The organism is Sphingomonas sp. OV641, from assembly GCF_900109205.1.
Lineage (GTDB): Bacteria > Pseudomonadota > Alphaproteobacteria > Sphingomonadales > Sphingomonadaceae > Sphingomonas.
The window spans coordinates 2,001,514-2,015,976 of record NZ_FNZB01000001.1 but is presented as its reverse complement, the minus strand read 5'-3'; the positions used below and the strand labels follow the sequence as shown (position 1 = coordinate 2,015,976).

Genomic DNA, 14,463 nt, shown 5'->3' with positions numbered 1-14,463 from the left:
CGGTCCGTTGTTCCGCACCTTCGATCGCTTGAGGTCTGCGGCGCGAATGCCGGGGCTGGCGCGGCATGACGATCGCGGCTGGGAAGTTCGTTGGACGATCGTCTAGCGCGCGGCGCGCTTTCGGCCAGGATCGGCGAGTTCGATCCAGGTGGGGGCGTGGTCGCTGGTCTTTTCCCAGCTGCGCACCTCGCGATCGACGCCAGCGGCGGTGAGGCGCGGCGCCAGCGAGGGGCTGAGCAGCAGGTGGTCAATGCGTAACCCGGCGTTGCGCCCCCAGGCGTTCCGGAAATAATCCCAGAAGGTGTAGATCGTCTCCTTGGGATGGAGATGGCGCAGCGAATCCGTCCAGCCCTGCGCCAGCAAGGCGGCGTAGCGATCGCGTATCTCGGGCGCGAAGAGCGCGTCCTCCTGCCAGCGTTCGGGCTTGTACACATCCTGCTCGGTCGGCATCACGTTGAAGTCGCCAAGCAGGATCACCGGGGCGCCGCTGGCCAGCAGGGCGGCGGCATGATCGATCAATCGGTCGAACCAGGCGAGCTTATACGCAAACTTGGGACCGGGCCGGGGATTGCCGTTCGGCAGGTACAGCGCCGCGACGAGAACGCCGTTCACCGCCGCCTCCAGATAGCGGCTTTGCGAAGGGTCGGGATCATCGGGGAGGCCGCGCCGTGTCTCGTGGATCGATCCAACGCGGCTGAGGATCGCGACGCCGTTCCAGCTTTTCTGGCCGTGCCAGAGCGCCTGATATCCAAGGTTCGCCAGCGGCGCTTCGGGGAAGCGTTCGTCCGGTGCCTTCAGCTCCTGCAGCGCCACGATGTCTGGCGCGGTGTCCTCCAGCCAGCGGAGCAGCACGGGAAGGCGGCCGTTGACGCCGTTCACATTGTACGTGGCGATCTTCAGGCCGGCTCTCCGCGAAGGCTGGTGTCCGCGCGTGCGGGCCGGCGACGGTCTGCCGGCCCGGCCGGTATATCAGGCGCCGGCGCGTTCGCCACGCAGCAGGCGACCGGGCGTGCGGCCAGTCCATTGCCCCTGCTGGAAGGTCGGTACGCCGGACTTTACCGTCCAGCGATAGCCGCGCGGCTGCTGCAGCAGGCGGGTGCCACCGGCGGGCAGATCCTGCACGATTTCCGGCGGCGCGAGTTGCAGGTCATCCAGCGCGATGACGTTGAGATCGGCGAGGAGCCCAGGCGCCAGCACGCCGCGATCATGCCAGCCGACGTGGCGCGCGTTACGCTGGGTATAGCCCTGGACCAGCCGTTCCAGCGGCGTGCTGAGGCCGGACTTGCTGCCGCGCGACCAGAGCGCGATCGTGGTGGTCGGGAAGCTGCCGTCGCAGATCGTGCCGCAATGCGCGCCGCCATCCGACAGGCCATAGAGCACGTGATCGCCGGTCATCATGCCGTGTACGTCATCAAGGTTGCCACGGGCATAGTTGATCAGCGGCATGTAGAGCAGGCGCCGGCCGCCTTCCTCCATCAGCGCATCATAGACGTAGGCCGCGGGATCGATGCCGGCGCGGGCTGCCTCGGCAGCGATCGACTGGCTCTCGTGCGGTTCGTAGTCGACCGGATCGGTCATGCGGAACATGCGCGAGAAACCGCGCGTGATGAGGGCGATGAACCCTTCGCTGGCGTGGAAGCCGGCATGTTCGGCGAGGATCGCGGCGCGTACCTCGGGATCGGCGAGCGCCTGAAGGCGGGCATCGATGCTGGCGCTCTCCGCGGCGATGCGGCGGTAAGTGGGGGCGACCACGAAGGGGTTGGTGGTCGAGGCGAAGGAGAGGATCGCGCCGATCGGGCGGGGCGCGACCTGAGCGCTGACCGGCAGGCCATCGGCGACCATCGCGTCAATCTCGCGATAGATGCTCTTCCACCGGTCGGGCGCGTCGTCGGTCTGCTGAACGGTGAAGGAGACGCGGCGGCCGCTGGTCTGCGCAAGGCGGCGGATCAGCTGCAGCTCGGCGGCGGCGAAATCATCGTCGGCGGTGAGATACGCGTCTGAAATCAGCTGGATGACGCCTTTGCCCGTTTTGCGCAGGGCAGCGGCGATGCCGAGCAGTTCGGGATCCTCGGCGGTGAGCGTGCCGATGTTGAGCCCGTCGCGGCTGCGGTGCGCATGCGTGCGCGAGGTGGAAAAGCCGAGCGCGCCCGCCTCCATCGCCTCCGCGGTGAGATGCGCCATGCGGTCGACCTCGCCGGCGGTGGGGCGTTCCATATGGTCGCCGCCGCGATCGCCCATGACGTACGCACGCAAGGCCGCGTGCGGCATGTGCGCGCCGAGATCGATCGTATATTCCCGCTGGCTCAAGGCATTGAGATAATCAGGGAAACTTTCCCAATTCCACGTCAGCCCCTCCGCCAGAGCGGTGCCGGGGATATCCTCCACGCCCTCCAGGAGTTGGATCAGCCAGTCATGCTTGTCGGCGCGGGCGGGCGCGAAGCCGACGCCGCAATTGCCCATGGCGGCGGAGGTGACACCGTTGATGGAAGAGGGGGCGAGCACATTGTCCCAGGAGACCTGGCCGTCATAATGGGTGTGGATGTCGACAAAGCCGGGGGTGACGATGCAGCCATCCGCGTCGATCGTTTCGCGTGCGGGGCCGGATACCTCGCCCACGGCGACGATCGTGTCGCCCTGTACCGCGACGTTGCCGCGGAAGCGCGGGGCGCCCGTGCCGTCGACGATGGTGCCGTTCTTGACAAGCAGGTCGTACATGGGGGGACTCCTAGGTCATGGTCCGTTCGTGGCCGACGTCGTGCTCTGTTCCCCGGCGAAGGCCGGGGTTCAGTTGGAGGACATATTTGGCGTGTCGTGCCGTCATCAGCGCTTTCCCATCTGGGCCCCGGCCTTCGCCGGGGAACTGCTCTTGCTGAACAGGTCGGATTTCATGGGAAGGTTGAGGATTCGGGCAGCGTCAACGGGCGTGGCGATCGGACGACCGGCCTCTTTCGCCAAGGCCACCACCTCGGCGATCAGCGCCAGATTGCCCGGCTGACGCTCGCCGCCGAAATCCTCCAGCCCGACGCGGACATGACCGCCGCGCTCGATCGCGAGCCTGGCGAGGCCCGTCTCGACCACGCAGTCGCCGATCGCGGCGACGGCCCAGGGAAGCGAGGAGCCCTCCAGCATCTCGAGATAGGCGTCGAGCGCCTTTTCGGTCGGGGGCAGGCCGAAGGTGACGTTGCTGCGCTTGCCATCGAGGAAGTTGTAGCGGCCACCGAAATAAAGCTTCACAAAGGCGCCCGCGGGCAGCTTCCCGGCCTGTTCATAGGCGAGCGTGGTGCGCAGCCAACCGGGCTCATAGATGGCGATGGCGGGGCCTAGTCGCTCCTGATCGTGCAGGTCGGCGAGCCAGGCGATGTCGCGATAGGTGGTGGCGTAAAGCACCGACGCGCCCGGCAGGCCATCCGCGCCATGCGTGCCGAGGTTCACGGAGCCGGGATCGAACGCGCCCATCCGCACGCCAGCGCGGGCGAGGCCGCGGTAATGACCGAAGCGCGCCTCGACGTCGGGGCCGGTGGCGACGGTTCCCCAGAGGATCGCGTCGGGGCGCTGGTCGAGGATCGGCGCGTAGGCCGCCATGTAGCGATCAACCGCGGCGTCGCCGGTCATGTCCATCCGCTCGATATGCGTGTGGATGATCGCGGCGCCGGCCTCCATCGCCTCGAGCGCCTCGGTGGTGAGCTCCGCCGGGGTGATCGGCACGTTGAGGTTGCGGGACTTGGGGGTGGCGCCGTTCAGCGCGGCCTCGATGATGAGGGGGGTCATGTTGGACCCGCCGCAAGCCAAAGAGGAGCTGTCATCCCGGCCTTGAGCCGGGATCCAAGGTGCTGCGAGCGCCGTAGCTGGAATAGCGAGCGACAGCGGTCGCTGACAGATGGATCCCGGCTCAAGGCTGGGATGACGGAGGATGTGAGGCGCCGCTCCGCCTCAGGCAACATCCGGACGGAGGGACGCGACCGGTGCCCGGACGTCATCAACTTCATCATGCCGGGCTTGTCGCGACATCTACGATGCAGCGCTTCGTCAGCGTGGGAGTTTGCGGCGCGCTGGGCGCCGGCACAGGACCGGGATGACGGAGCATATCTGGTGGTGCGTAGCATTCTATGCCGCGATCGCTTCCGGCGCGGGAGCCGGCTGCCGCCCGCGGATCAGCTTGCCCGGCAGCGCGTCGGTCGGCGCGCCATCCTTGTAGATCACCTGGCCCGACTTGATCGTCGCGAGGTAGCCGACCGCCTTCTGCATCAGGCGGCGGGCGCCGGTGGGGAGATCGTACACCATGTACGGCTTGCCGAGTTCGAGCGCGTCGAAGTCGATCACGTTGACGTCCGCCAGATAACCGGGGGCGAGCAGGCCGCGATCATCGAGGCCGACCGCCCTGGCCGTATCGAGGGTCTGCTGCTTCACCGTTTCGGCCAGGTCGAGCCGGGGACCGCGCGTGCGATCGCGGCACCAGTGGGTCAGCATGAAGGTGGGGAGGCTGACGTCGCAGATCGCGCCGACATGCGCGCCGCCATCGGACAGGCCCGACAGCGTGTTCGGATTGGTGATCATCGCGTGCACGTTGTCGAGATTGCCCTCGACGTAATTGTGCATCGGGAAGAAGAGGAAGGCGCGGCCCTCATCCTCCAGCAGCGCGTCATAGACGAGTTCGTCGGGGTGGACGCCCAGCCGCTCGGCCTCGGCGGCGAGGCTGGTCGAGGGATCGGGCTCGTAGTCGACGCGGGTTCCGATGCGGAACATCTTGTGCTGCGCGCCGGCGACCGAATTGACGAAGGGATGATCCTTCTCCGGCATCTCGGCGATCAGGCGCGTGCGATATTCGGGATCGCGCATCCGGGCGACCTTTTCCGCCAGCGGCAGATCAGCAATCTCGCGATAGCTTGGCCGGCTGATAAAGGGGTGGACCGAGCCTTGAAGGCCGAGCATCAGACCGACCGGGCGACCGGCGATCTGCGCCTTCAAGGGATAGCCCTCGGCGACGGAAGCATCGAGCCGCTTGGTCAACTCCCGCCACTGGTTCGGCACCACATCGGCCTGGACCATCGAGAAACTGAGCGGCTGGCCGGCGATCCTGGTCAGATCTCGGACGAGGCTGAATTCCTCGTCCATTTCCTGAAAATCGGACACCCATTGAAGGACGCCCGAGCCGGCATCGGCGATACCGCGGGCGATCGCCTCCATTTCCTCGCGCGCGGCGCGGACGGTGGGGGTGAGATCGCCGTCGGCGGTGCGGTGAACCATGGTGCGGGTGGTGGAAAAGCCGAGCGCGCCGGCGCGGATCGCGTCCGCGGTGAGGCGGCGCATTTCCTCATTCTCCTCCGGCGTGGCGGGATCGCGGTTCGCGCCGCGCTCGCCCATGACATAGACGCGCAAGGCGCCGTGCGGCACTTGAACGGCGACGTCGATGTCGTGCGGCAGCCGGTCGATGGCATCCATATATTCGCCAAAGCTTTCCCACTGCCACGACAGCCCTTCGTGCAGCGCGGCGCCGGGAATGTCCTCGACACCCTCCATCAGGCGAATCAGCGTGTCGTGATCCTGCGGACGGACGGGCGCGAAGCCGACGCCGCAATTGCCGACCACCACGGTGGTCGCGCCGAGCGTCGAGGAGGGGTCCATGCGCGAGGCCCAGGTGATCTGGCCATCGTAATGGGTGTGGATATCGACCCAGCCGGGGGTGACGAGCTTGTCCGTCGCGTCGATCTCGCGCCTTGCCGCGCCGGACACCGCGCCCACTGCGACGATGCGATCGCCGGTGATCGCCACGTCGCCCCGATAGGGGGCCGAGCCCGATCCATCGACGATCGTGCCGCCCCGAATGATCAGGTCGTACATCGCACCTCTCCATTGTTCGTCTTTTGCCGGTGATGGTGACTTCCGCGCGGGGCTGAGGCAAGGAGATTCGAACGAGTGACTTAGGAGCGGGCAATGGCGACGACAGCAGTGGCGGGGGCAGTTGAGCGGGTGAACGAGAGCGACGTGCTGGAGGGCCTGTTGCGCGAACGACGCTCCGTGCGCGGATTCAAGAAGGATCCGGTGCCGGCCGAGTTGCTGGAGCGCGTGCTCGATATGGCGCAGCTCGCGCCCTCCAATTGCAACGTTCAGCCGTGGACGGCGCATGTCGTGTCCGGCGATGCAGCCGAGCGGATGCGCACCGTGCTGCATGATGCGGCGAAGACCGGGACCAAGATCACGCCGGACTTTCCGCTGACCGGCGCCTATCCGGGCCATTATCGCGGGCGGCAGATCGATGCGGCCAAGGCGCTGTTCGCCGCCACCAACGTGGCGCGCGAGGATGTCGCGGCGCGCACCGAATCGTTCCTGCGCAACTTCCGCTTCTTCGATGCGCCGCACGCCATGTTCCTGTTCATCCCGGCCTGGGCGGGGATGCGCGAGGCGGCGGATTGCGGCATGTATGCGCAGTCGTTCATGCTGGCGTTGACGGCCAACGGGCTCGCCTCCTGCGCGCAAGGGGCGCTGAGCCACCATGCCGAGATCGTCCACCGCGAGCTGGGCGTGGGCGATGACCAGAAGCTCTTGTTCGGCATCGCCTTCGGCTATGAGGATGGGGAGCATCCGGCGAATACGGCCCGGACGGTGCGCGATCGGGATCACGTGCTGCACGGGTGAGGGGCCGATTTAGGCGATCGCCTTTGTCATTCCCGCGCAGGCGGGAACCTATGGCGCTGACCTTTGCTTCTCTCGCGAGCCCTGCGTGTATGGATCCCCGCCTTCGCGGGAATGACGGGGTTGGTGGGGATGGCGGCCGAAGTCGCTGCGTCATCCCGGACTGGATCCGGGAGCCATGTCTCCGCAGGCACTGTCGTCTGCCCCTCCGACCCCGCAGTACGCGGCGACTTGGATCCCGGCGCAAGGGCGGAATGACGTTGGTGGGGGGTGATGCTTCCCCTTTCCCCCGGTATCGCAAGTGACTATGGCGACTGTTCAACCGATGACACCTGCAACGCCCCTCCTGCCGCCAGCCGACTGGCGGGACTTTCTTGCGCTTACCAAGCCGCGCGTGCTCACGCTTGTCGTCTTCACGGGGCTGTGCGGGATGCTGGCGGCGCCGGGTTCGATCCATCCGGTGCTGGGCTTCACCGCGATCCTGTGCATCGCGCTGGGCGCGGGCGCGGCGGGGACGCTCAATCAATGGTATGAGGCCGATCTCGACGCGATGATGAAGCGCACCGCGGCGCGGCCGCTGCCCGCCGGGCGGATGGACAAGCAGTCGGCGCTGCATTTCGGCGTGGGGCTGGGCGCCTTTTCGGTCATTCTGATGGGGCTGGCGCTGAACCTTGCCGCAGCCGCGATCCTGACCATTTCGATCCTGTTCTACGTCCTCATCTACACCGTATGGCTGAAGCGGCGGACGCCGCAGAACATCGTGATTGGCGGGGCGGCGGGCGCCTTTCCGCCGCTGATCGGCTGGGCCGCCGCGACGGGCGAGGTCGCGGTGCTGCCGGTGTTGCTGTTCATGCTGGTGTTCCTGTGGACGCCGCCGCACTTCTGGGCGCTCGCGCTGTTCGTGAAGACCGATTACGCCAATGCCGGCGTGCCGATGCTGCCGGTGGTCGCCGGCGAAAAGGTGACGCGGCGTCAGATCGGGCTCTACACGGTGCCGATGGCGCTGGCCGCGGTGGCGCCATGGCCGCTGGGGCTGACGGGGCCGATCTATGGCGTGGCCTCGTTGCTGCTGACCGGCTGGTTCGGCGTGCTGGCGCTGCGCGTCGCGACCCGCACGACGGGCACGGATGACGCCATGCTGCCGGAAAAGGCGCTGTTCAAATATTCGATCCTGTACCTTTTCGTGGTGTTCGGGGCGTTGGTGGTCGATCGGTGGATGGCATGAGGCAGGACGAGGAAGATCTGGTGCGGCGGCGACAGAAGAGCCGCGCGATCGTGATGGCGGTTCTGCTGGGTGCCTTTGTGATCCTCGTCTTCGCCATCTCGCTGGTGAAGATCCAGCAGGGCATTGCGGCGCGATGATCCGGGTGTTTTCCAGCAAGGGGCGCACCGCCGCCTTTGCCGTGCTGAGCATCTTCTTCATGACCGGCCTCGCCTTTGCCAGCGTGCCGCTGTACCGCCTGTTCTGCCAGGTGACTGGCTTTGCCGGCACGACGCAGCGCGGCGCGGCGGCGCCGGGCGCGGTGAACGCGCAGATGAAGGTCGATTTCGACGCCAACACCAACACCCGCCTGCCGTGGCGCTTCTCCGCCGAGCAATCGAGCCAGACGGTGGCGGTCGGCGCCCGCAGCATGGCCTTCTTCAACGCGACGAATCGCGCGGCGACCGACATCACCGGGACGGCGACGTTCAACGTGACGCCCGAGCAGGCCGGCAAATATTTCACCAAGATCGAATGCTTCTGCTTCACCCAGCAGACGCTGAAGGCGGGCGAGAGCATGCGCATGCCCGTCATCTATTACGTCGATCCGAAAATCCTTGAGGATCCCGACACGCGGGATATCGAGACGATCACGCTCAGCTACACGTTTTACCCGGTAGATTCCGACAAGGCGGCGAGTTAAGCGGACGAAAATTCGAGTTTCTATAGGGGAAGAGCCCGATGGCCGGCGCCAAGAACCACGACTACCATATTCTGCCTCCCGATCCTTGGCCCATGATCAGCTCCTTTTCGGCGCTGGCGATGGCCTCCGGCGCCATCATGTGGATGCACGGCGGGCACGTGGGCAAGCCGAACGGCGGCGGGTTCCTGTTCTTGGCCGGCCTGGCGGCGGTGCTGTTCTCGATGTTCTGCTGGTGGCGCAACGTCATCAAGGAAGCGCATGCGGGCGATCACACGCCGGTGGTGCAGCTGCATTTCCGCTATGGCATGATCCTGTTCATCGCTTCCGAAGTGATGTTCTTCGTGGGCTGGTTCTGGGCCTATTTCGACTTCGCCCTCTTCCCCGATGCGATTGCCTTCGTCGACGGCGCGGTCGAGCGGGCGAGCGAAACGGCGGCGATCGCGGCGCAGTGGCCGCCCAAGGGCCTCGAAGTCATCAACGCCTTCGAACTGCCGCTGCTCAACACGCTGATCCTGCTGACCTCGGGCACCACCGTGACCTGGGCGCACCATGCGCTCATTCACGATCAGCGTGGCGGCGAGAAGCGCGGCCTGTGGGGCATGATCGGCGTGGGCGATCGCGATGGCGTGCTGAAGGGCCTGTGGCTGACGGTCGTTCTCGGCCTGATCTTCAGCTTCATCCAAGCCTATGAATACATGCACGCGCCATTCCCGTTCAAGGGCATCAACTATGGCGCGTCCTTCTTCATGGCGACCGGCTTCCACGGTTTCCACGTGATCGTTGGGACGATCTTCCTGATCGTCTGCCTGATCCGCGCCTATAAGGGGGACTTCACGCCCAAGCAGCATTTCGGCTTCGAAGCGGCGGCCTGGTACTGGCACTTCGTTGACGTCGTGTGGCTGTTCCTGTTCGTCTCCATCTACATCTGGGGCGGCTGGGGCGCGCCGGTCCACGGCGGCTGATCGAAGTGACTGACGAGACGGGCGCGGCTCTCCACAAGGGGGAGCCGCGTCCTTTCGATTGCGGGGTAAAGGGTTTGTGCCCGCGCTGCGGCGCCCCCGACCTGTTTGCCGGGTGGATCCGGTTCGCCGACCGATGCCGCGCCTGCGGGCTCGACATCGCGGCCTTCAATGTCGGCGACGGGCCGGCCGCGTTCCTGACGCTCATCCTCGGCACGCTGGTGACGATCGGCGCGATCGCGCTGGAGCTGAGCGTCTCGCCGCCTCTGTGGCTTCACATGCTGATCTGGACACCGGTGACGCTGGGCGGCGTGCTGCTGAGCCTGCGCGTCGCAAAGGGCTGGCTGCTCGCACTGGAATATCGCAACCGCGCCGCGGAAGGCCGGATCCGCCGATGAAGCGCATTCCCGTTCTGCCGACGATCCTGGTGGTCGTGGCCGTGGCCGTGATGATCACGTTGGGGCTGTGGCAGGGGCTGGTGCGCCTGCCCGAGAAGGAAGCGCAGCTGGCGCAGCTTGCCGCCAATCCGGCGCAGCCGCCGGTCGCCTTTCCGAGGGCACCGGACGATCGCCTGCTGTTCCGCCGCAGCGCGGCCCTGTGTCGCGAGGTGAAGGGCATCAGCCGGGCCGGGGCGGGCAGCGCTGGCTATCGCCTGATCGCCGAATGCCGGACGGACGCGGGCGGACCGGCGATCAAGGTGCAGCTTGGCACGACGCGCGATCCGTTCAAGGAAGTGCGCTGGACGGGCGGGGCGGTGCGCGGCTGGATCAGCCACGCGCCCGATGCGACGCCGATGATCTCCCGCCTGTTCCGCCGCGTGCCGCAGGAAATGCTGCTGGTGGCTGACACGCCGGCAGCGGGGCTGGCGGCCAATACGCGGCCCGATGTCGGCCTCGTGCCCAACAATCACCTGGCCTATGCCGGGCAATGGCTGTTTTTCGCGGGGCTGGCCGGCGTGATCTATGTCGTGGCGCTGCGGCGGCGAATGGGGCGCTGAGGGCGTTTATTCTTGAGCAGGCCGTGCTGTAGCGCGGGGGAGCGCTTTCGGCTCGGGGGACATGCTCGACGCGAAGGGGAGTGGGCCGGCGACCTCGTTTTATTTTGACTTCACCTCAGGGTCGAGGCGCTGGCCCAAGTACTGCGACAGTAAACACCGCGCGCCGCCCTCCACCCGTATCTTGTGTGAGGCCTTTGCGAAACTCTCTGGCTGCCACAGGAGCTGCGTCATCCTGGCCTTGTGCCGGGATCCACTGGCCCGCGAACCCAACGGCGGGTGAGTTTGCGGCACCCTGGATGCCGGGACAAGGCCGGCATGACGAAGTGGGTGGTGCGAAGCTTGCGCGCGTCGTCCGGGGAGCTCGCCACCTGAGCGCTCTACATCCCCGCAGGCGTGCTTTGCGTGCCGGGTGCAAATGGAAGAGCGGTGTTGCTGCCTCGGCGTGATGCCCTGGCCTTCGACTTGGAGGCGCATCGGGGCGATCGGGCCGGATTTGCCGCGTGATCAAGGCCGGCTTTGGTGCGCGATAGCCAGGCGTGGTTGTATCCGGCGGGCGGCGCAGCTAACCGGCACGTCCATGCGCTATATCAGCACCCGTGGAGCCGCCCCGACCCTCGATTTTCGCGGCGCGACGCTGACCGGGCTCGCGTCGGACGGCGGGCTCTATGTGCCGGAGACGTGGCCGACGCTGTCGCGTGATGAGATCGCTGGCATGGCCGGCCTGTCCTATGTCGACACGGCGGTGGCGGTGATGGCGCCCTTCGTGGGCGAGGCGCTGAGCCGTGAGGAGCTGCGCGCGCTGTGTGAGCAGGCGTACGGGCGGTTCGCGCATGCCGCCGTCACGCCGCTGAAGCAGCTCGATCATGATCAATGGCTGCTTGAATTGTTCCACGGCCCGACGCTGGCGTTCAAGGACGTGGCGCTGCAGCTGCTGGGCCTGCTGTTCGAACGGTTCCTGACCGGCGACAGTGAGGGGCCGCTGACGATCGTTGGCGCGACCAGCGGCGACACCGGCTCCGCCGCGATCGATGCGGTGGCGGGCCGCGCGAACATCGACATCTTCATGCTCCATCCCGCCGGGCGGGTGAGCGAGGTGCAGCGGCGGCAGATGACGACGGTGCGCGCGCCGAACGTCCACAATATCGCAATCCGCGGCGATTTCGACACGGCGCAGGCGCTGGTGAAAGCGATGTTCAACGATGCGGCATTCTCACGCCGTTTCCGCCTGAGCGCGGTGAACTCGATCAACTGGGCCCGCCTGATGGCGCAGGTGGTGTATTATTTCTACGCCGCCGTCCGGCTGGGCGCACCGGAGCGCGAGATCGCGTTCAGCGTGCCGACCGGCAATTTCGGTGACGTGTTCGCCGGTTATGTCGCGGCCAAGATGGGGCTGCCGGTGGCGCGGCTGGTGGTCGCCACCAACGTCAACGACATCCTTCATCGTGCGCTGTCCGCCGGGGATTATTCCTCGGCTGAGGTCGTGCCGACCGCCACCCCGTCGATGGACATTCAGGTGTCTTCCAACTTCGAGCGGCTGCTGTTCGACCTTGGCGGGCGTGACGGCGTGGCGCTGGCGGGGCAGATGAGCGGCTTCGAGGCGAGCAAGGCGATGCGGCTGACGGAAGCGCAGCACAGCGGCGCGGCGACTCACCTGATCAGCGCCAGCGTCGGTGGCGATGGCATGGCCGGCGCGATGCGCTGGGCGCACGAACATGCCAATGAGACGATCGATCCGCACACGGCGATCGCGCTGGCCGCGGCGCGGCGGCAGAAGTTGGACGTGCCGATGGTGACGCTGGCGACGGCGCACCCGGCGAAATTTCCGGAAGCGGTGGAGCGTGCGACGGGCCTCAGCCCCTCGTTGCCGTCGCGTGTCGGCGACCTGTTCGAGCGCGAGGAAGCGTTCGACACATTGGACGCTACCTTTGCGGCGGTAAGTGATTATATCGCCGGGCGCGCCACGCCCCGGAGCTAGCGCTTAACTCTCACCCGTTCGTCCCAAGCTTGTCAAAGGGCGCGTCACACACGGCACCGATTGGGGCACGTGCTTCGACAAGCTCAGCACCGACGGGGATTGTGACGCCGTCCCGATTTTTCACTAGAGACCTGACATGCCATCCCCCCGCCGTACCTTTGCGATCATCTCGCACCCTGACGCCGGCAAGACGACGCTGACCGAGAAGCTGCTGTACGTCGGCGGCGCGATCCACCTGGCGGGCGAGGTGAAGGCACGCGGGCAGAACCGGCGTGCCCGATCCGACTGGATGAAGATCGAGCAGCAGCGCGGCATCTCCGTCACGTCCTCCGTGATGACGTTCGAGAAGGACGGCGTGTTCTTCAACCTGCTCGATACGCCGGGCCACGAGGATTTCAGCGAGGACACGTACCGCACGCTAACCGCGGTCGATTCCGCCGTCATGGTGATCGACGCGGCCCGCGGCATCGAGGCGCAGACGCGCAAGCTGTTCGAGGTGTGCCGACTTCGCAACGTGCCGATCATCACCTTTGTCAACAAGGTGGACCGCGAGGGGCGCTCTCCGTTCGAGCTGCTGGACGAGATCGCCGACGTGCTGGCGCTGGACGTGTGCCCGATGAGCTGGCCGGTGGGCATGGGCGGCACGTTCGAGGGCATATTGGATCTCAAGACCAATCGCATCAGCCGCCCCGATGGCGACAGCCGCACCTTCCAGGGCCGGACCGAGGAAGCGCCCGCGCTGCCGGAGCAGGTCGCCGAGGAGATCGAGCTCGCGCAGGCCGGCTATGCCGCATTCGACGGTGAAGCCTATCGCGCCGGCGACCTGACGCCGGTCTATTTCGGGTCGGCGCTGAAGGATTTCGGCCCGGCGGAGCTGATCGCGGCGCTGGCCGCTTATGCGCCGCCGCCGCGCCCGCAGCCGGCCGAGCCGGCGCCCGTCGATCCGGGCGAGAAGGACGTGACCGGCTTCGTCTTCAAGGTGCAGGCGAACATGGATCCGCAGCATCGCGACCGGATCGCGTTCATGCGGCTGTGCTCGGGCACGTTCAAGCGCGGCATGAAGCTGACGCCGACCGGCCATGGCAAGCCCATCGCGGTGCATTCGCCGATCCTGTTCTTCGCGCAGGACCGCGAGATCGCTGACGAGGCGTTTCCGGGCGACATCATCGGCATCCCCAATCATGGTACGTTGCGGGTCGGCGATACGCTGAGCGAGCGGCCCGGGGTCCGGATCACTGGCCTGCCGAACTTCGCGCCGGAAATCCTGCGGCGCGTGGCGCTGAAGGATCCGACCAAGACGAAGCAGCTGCGCAAGGCGCTGGACGATCTGTCCGAAGAAGGCGTGATCCAGGTGTTCTATCCGGAGATCGGGTCGAACTGGATCATCGGCGTGGTCGGGCAGCTGCAGCTCGACGTTCTGCTGTCGCGGCTGGAGGCGGAATATAAGGTGGGCGCGAATCTGGAGGCGTCGCCGTTCGACACCGCGCGCTGGATTTCCGCGGAGGACCCCGCGGCGCTGAAGGACTTCATGGACCTGAACCGTGGCGCGCTGGCCAAGGATCGCGACGGCAACCCGGTGTTCCTCGCCAAGAGCGCTTGGGAAGTGGGCTATATCGCCGATCGCTACTCCAAGGTGCGGTTCGCGGCGACGCGCGAGCGGTGATCAGTCCACTGCCGTCATTCCCGCGGAGGCGGGAATCCAGACGCGCATGTCTTCGCAAGAGTCGCCACGCTAGCGTTTATGGATCCCCGCCTTCGCGGGGATGACGATGATGCATGGGATAGGGTAGGAGGTCCCATGGCCGAACGCTTTGAACGACATCGCCAGCCCTGGCGCCCGGACGAGATCCAGAAGCTGCACACGCTCGCCAAGAAAGGCATGGCGCTGAAGGCGATTGCCAAGGCGCTGACCCGAAGCGAGGAATCGGTGAAGGAGCAGGCGAAGAAGGACGGGCTGTCGATCGCCAAGCTGCACTAGGCTGTATCGCCATTCCGTCC

Annotated in this window: 14 protein-coding genes; 10 read left to right on the top strand and 4 right to left on the bottom strand. The window is 66.5% G+C overall.

From position 1 onward, the window contains the following. Positions 1 to 102 precede the first annotated feature (102 nt). The 4 genes from xth to BMX36_RS09590 all read right to left on the bottom strand — a co-directional run bounded on the left by xth (position 103) and on the right by BMX36_RS09590 (position 5,838). Positions 103 to 900 carry an exodeoxyribonuclease III gene (gene xth / locus BMX36_RS09605; protein WP_093064715.1) on the bottom strand — a complete coding sequence of 266 codons (798 nt, stop codon included), beginning with the start codon at positions 898 to 900 and terminating at the stop codon, positions 103 to 105. Positions 901 to 969: 69 nt separating this feature from the next. Continuing rightward, positions 970 to 2,715, bottom strand: a complete 1,746-nt coding sequence (locus tag BMX36_RS09600; protein ID WP_093064713.1) for an N-acyl-D-amino-acid deacylase family protein — start codon at positions 2,713 to 2,715, stop codon at positions 970 to 972. A gap of 105 nt (positions 2,716 to 2,820) precedes the next feature. Next, entirely contained in the window at positions 2,821 to 3,768 is a 948-nt protein-coding gene (locus tag BMX36_RS09595; RefSeq protein ID WP_093064711.1) for a beta-keto acid cleavage family enzyme, read from the bottom strand. A 336-nt stretch (positions 3,769 to 4,104) separates the two neighbouring features. Further along, entirely contained in the window at positions 4,105 to 5,838 is a 1,734-nt protein-coding gene (locus BMX36_RS09590; RefSeq protein WP_093064709.1) for an N-acyl-D-amino-acid deacylase family protein, read from the bottom strand. 93 nt (positions 5,839 to 5,931) lie between these two features. Here BMX36_RS09590 and BMX36_RS09585 point away from each other — a divergent pair, with 93 nt between their 5' ends. From BMX36_RS09585 to BMX36_RS09545, 10 genes are all read left to right on the top strand, one after another. Further along, a complete protein-coding gene (locus BMX36_RS09585) occupies positions 5,932 to 6,633 on the top strand; it encodes a nitroreductase family protein (RefSeq protein WP_093064707.1) in 702 nt (233 codons plus the stop codon). A 322-nt stretch (positions 6,634 to 6,955) separates the two neighbouring features. Continuing rightward, complete coding sequence (locus BMX36_RS09580) at positions 6,956 to 7,855, top strand: heme o synthase (RefSeq protein WP_093064705.1); 900 nt, start codon at positions 6,956 to 6,958, stop codon at positions 7,853 to 7,855. Next, entirely contained in the window at positions 7,852 to 7,992 is a 141-nt protein-coding gene (locus BMX36_RS21700; protein ID WP_177179079.1) for a hypothetical protein, read from the top strand. The genes BMX36_RS09580 and BMX36_RS21700 overlap by 4 nt, the downstream gene beginning before the upstream one ends. Beyond that, entirely contained in the window at positions 7,989 to 8,534 is a 546-nt protein-coding gene (locus tag BMX36_RS09575; RefSeq protein ID WP_066778872.1) for a cytochrome c oxidase assembly protein, read from the top strand. Before BMX36_RS21700 ends, BMX36_RS09575 begins: the two co-directional genes overlap by 4 nt. 38 nt (positions 8,535 to 8,572) lie before the next feature. Further along, complete coding sequence (locus tag BMX36_RS09570) at positions 8,573 to 9,496, top strand: cytochrome c oxidase subunit 3 (protein ID WP_093064703.1); 924 nt, start codon at positions 8,573 to 8,575, stop codon at positions 9,494 to 9,496. A gap of 5 nt (positions 9,497 to 9,501) precedes the next feature. Then, positions 9,502 to 9,891, top strand: a complete 390-nt coding sequence (locus BMX36_RS09565; protein ID WP_177179078.1) for a DUF983 domain-containing protein — start codon at positions 9,502 to 9,504, stop codon at positions 9,889 to 9,891. Beyond that, a complete protein-coding gene (locus BMX36_RS09560; protein WP_093064701.1) occupies positions 9,888 to 10,490 on the top strand; it encodes an SURF1 family cytochrome oxidase biogenesis protein in 603 nt (200 codons plus the stop codon). Before BMX36_RS09565 ends, BMX36_RS09560 begins: the two co-directional genes overlap by 4 nt. A gap of 577 nt (positions 10,491 to 11,067) precedes the next feature. After that, positions 11,068 to 12,465 carry a threonine synthase gene (thrC, locus tag BMX36_RS09555; protein ID WP_093064699.1) on the top strand — a complete coding sequence of 466 codons (1,398 nt, stop codon included), beginning with the start codon at positions 11,068 to 11,070 and terminating at the stop codon, positions 12,463 to 12,465. 136 nt (positions 12,466 to 12,601) lie between these two features. Continuing rightward, the gene (locus BMX36_RS09550) at positions 12,602 to 14,128 is read left to right on the top strand and encodes a peptide chain release factor 3 (protein WP_093064697.1); all 1,527 of its coding nucleotides are present in this window, start codon (positions 12,602 to 12,604) and stop codon (positions 14,126 to 14,128) included. 135 nt (positions 14,129 to 14,263) lie between these two features. Next, positions 14,264 to 14,443 (top strand): hypothetical protein, encoded by a 180-nt coding sequence (locus BMX36_RS09545; RefSeq protein WP_066778880.1) that lies wholly within the window; start codon positions 14,264 to 14,266, stop codon positions 14,441 to 14,443. The last annotated feature ends 20 nt before the right edge of the window (positions 14,444 to 14,463 follow it).

Excerpts from the sequence above, each read along its gene's own strand:
- BMX36_RS09585 (WP_093064707.1), top strand. The coding sequence starts at position 5,932 with ATGGCGACGACAGCAGTGGCGGGGGCAGTTGAGCGGGTGAACGAGAGC.
- BMX36_RS09545 (WP_066778880.1), top strand. The coding sequence starts at position 14,264 with ATGGCCGAACGCTTTGAACGACATCGCCAGCCCTGGCGCCCGGACGAG.
- thrC (WP_093064699.1), top strand. The coding sequence starts at position 11,068 with ATGCGCTATATCAGCACCCGTGGAGCCGCCCCGACCCTCGATTTTCGC.
- BMX36_RS09575 (WP_066778872.1), top strand. The coding sequence starts at position 7,989 with ATGATCCGGGTGTTTTCCAGCAAGGGGCGCACCGCCGCCTTTGCCGTG.
- BMX36_RS09580 (WP_093064705.1), top strand. The coding sequence starts at position 6,956 with ATGACACCTGCAACGCCCCTCCTGCCGCCAGCCGACTGGCGGGACTTT.
- BMX36_RS09550 (WP_093064697.1), top strand. The coding sequence starts at position 12,602 with ATGCCATCCCCCCGCCGTACCTTTGCGATCATCTCGCACCCTGACGCC.
- BMX36_RS09590 (WP_093064709.1), bottom strand. The coding sequence starts at position 5,838 with ATGTACGACCTGATCATTCGGGGCGGCACGATCGTCGATGGATCGGGC.
- BMX36_RS09595 (WP_093064711.1), bottom strand. The coding sequence starts at position 3,768 with ATGACCCCCCTCATCATCGAGGCCGCGCTGAACGGCGCCACCCCCAAG.
- BMX36_RS09560 (WP_093064701.1), top strand. The coding sequence starts at position 9,888 with ATGAAGCGCATTCCCGTTCTGCCGACGATCCTGGTGGTCGTGGCCGTG.
- BMX36_RS21700 (WP_177179079.1), top strand. The coding sequence starts at position 7,852 with ATGAGGCAGGACGAGGAAGATCTGGTGCGGCGGCGACAGAAGAGCCGC.
- BMX36_RS09600 (WP_093064713.1), bottom strand. The coding sequence starts at position 2,715 with ATGTACGACCTGCTTGTCAAGAACGGCACCATCGTCGACGGCACGGGC.
- BMX36_RS09570 (WP_093064703.1), top strand. The coding sequence starts at position 8,573 with ATGGCCGGCGCCAAGAACCACGACTACCATATTCTGCCTCCCGATCCT.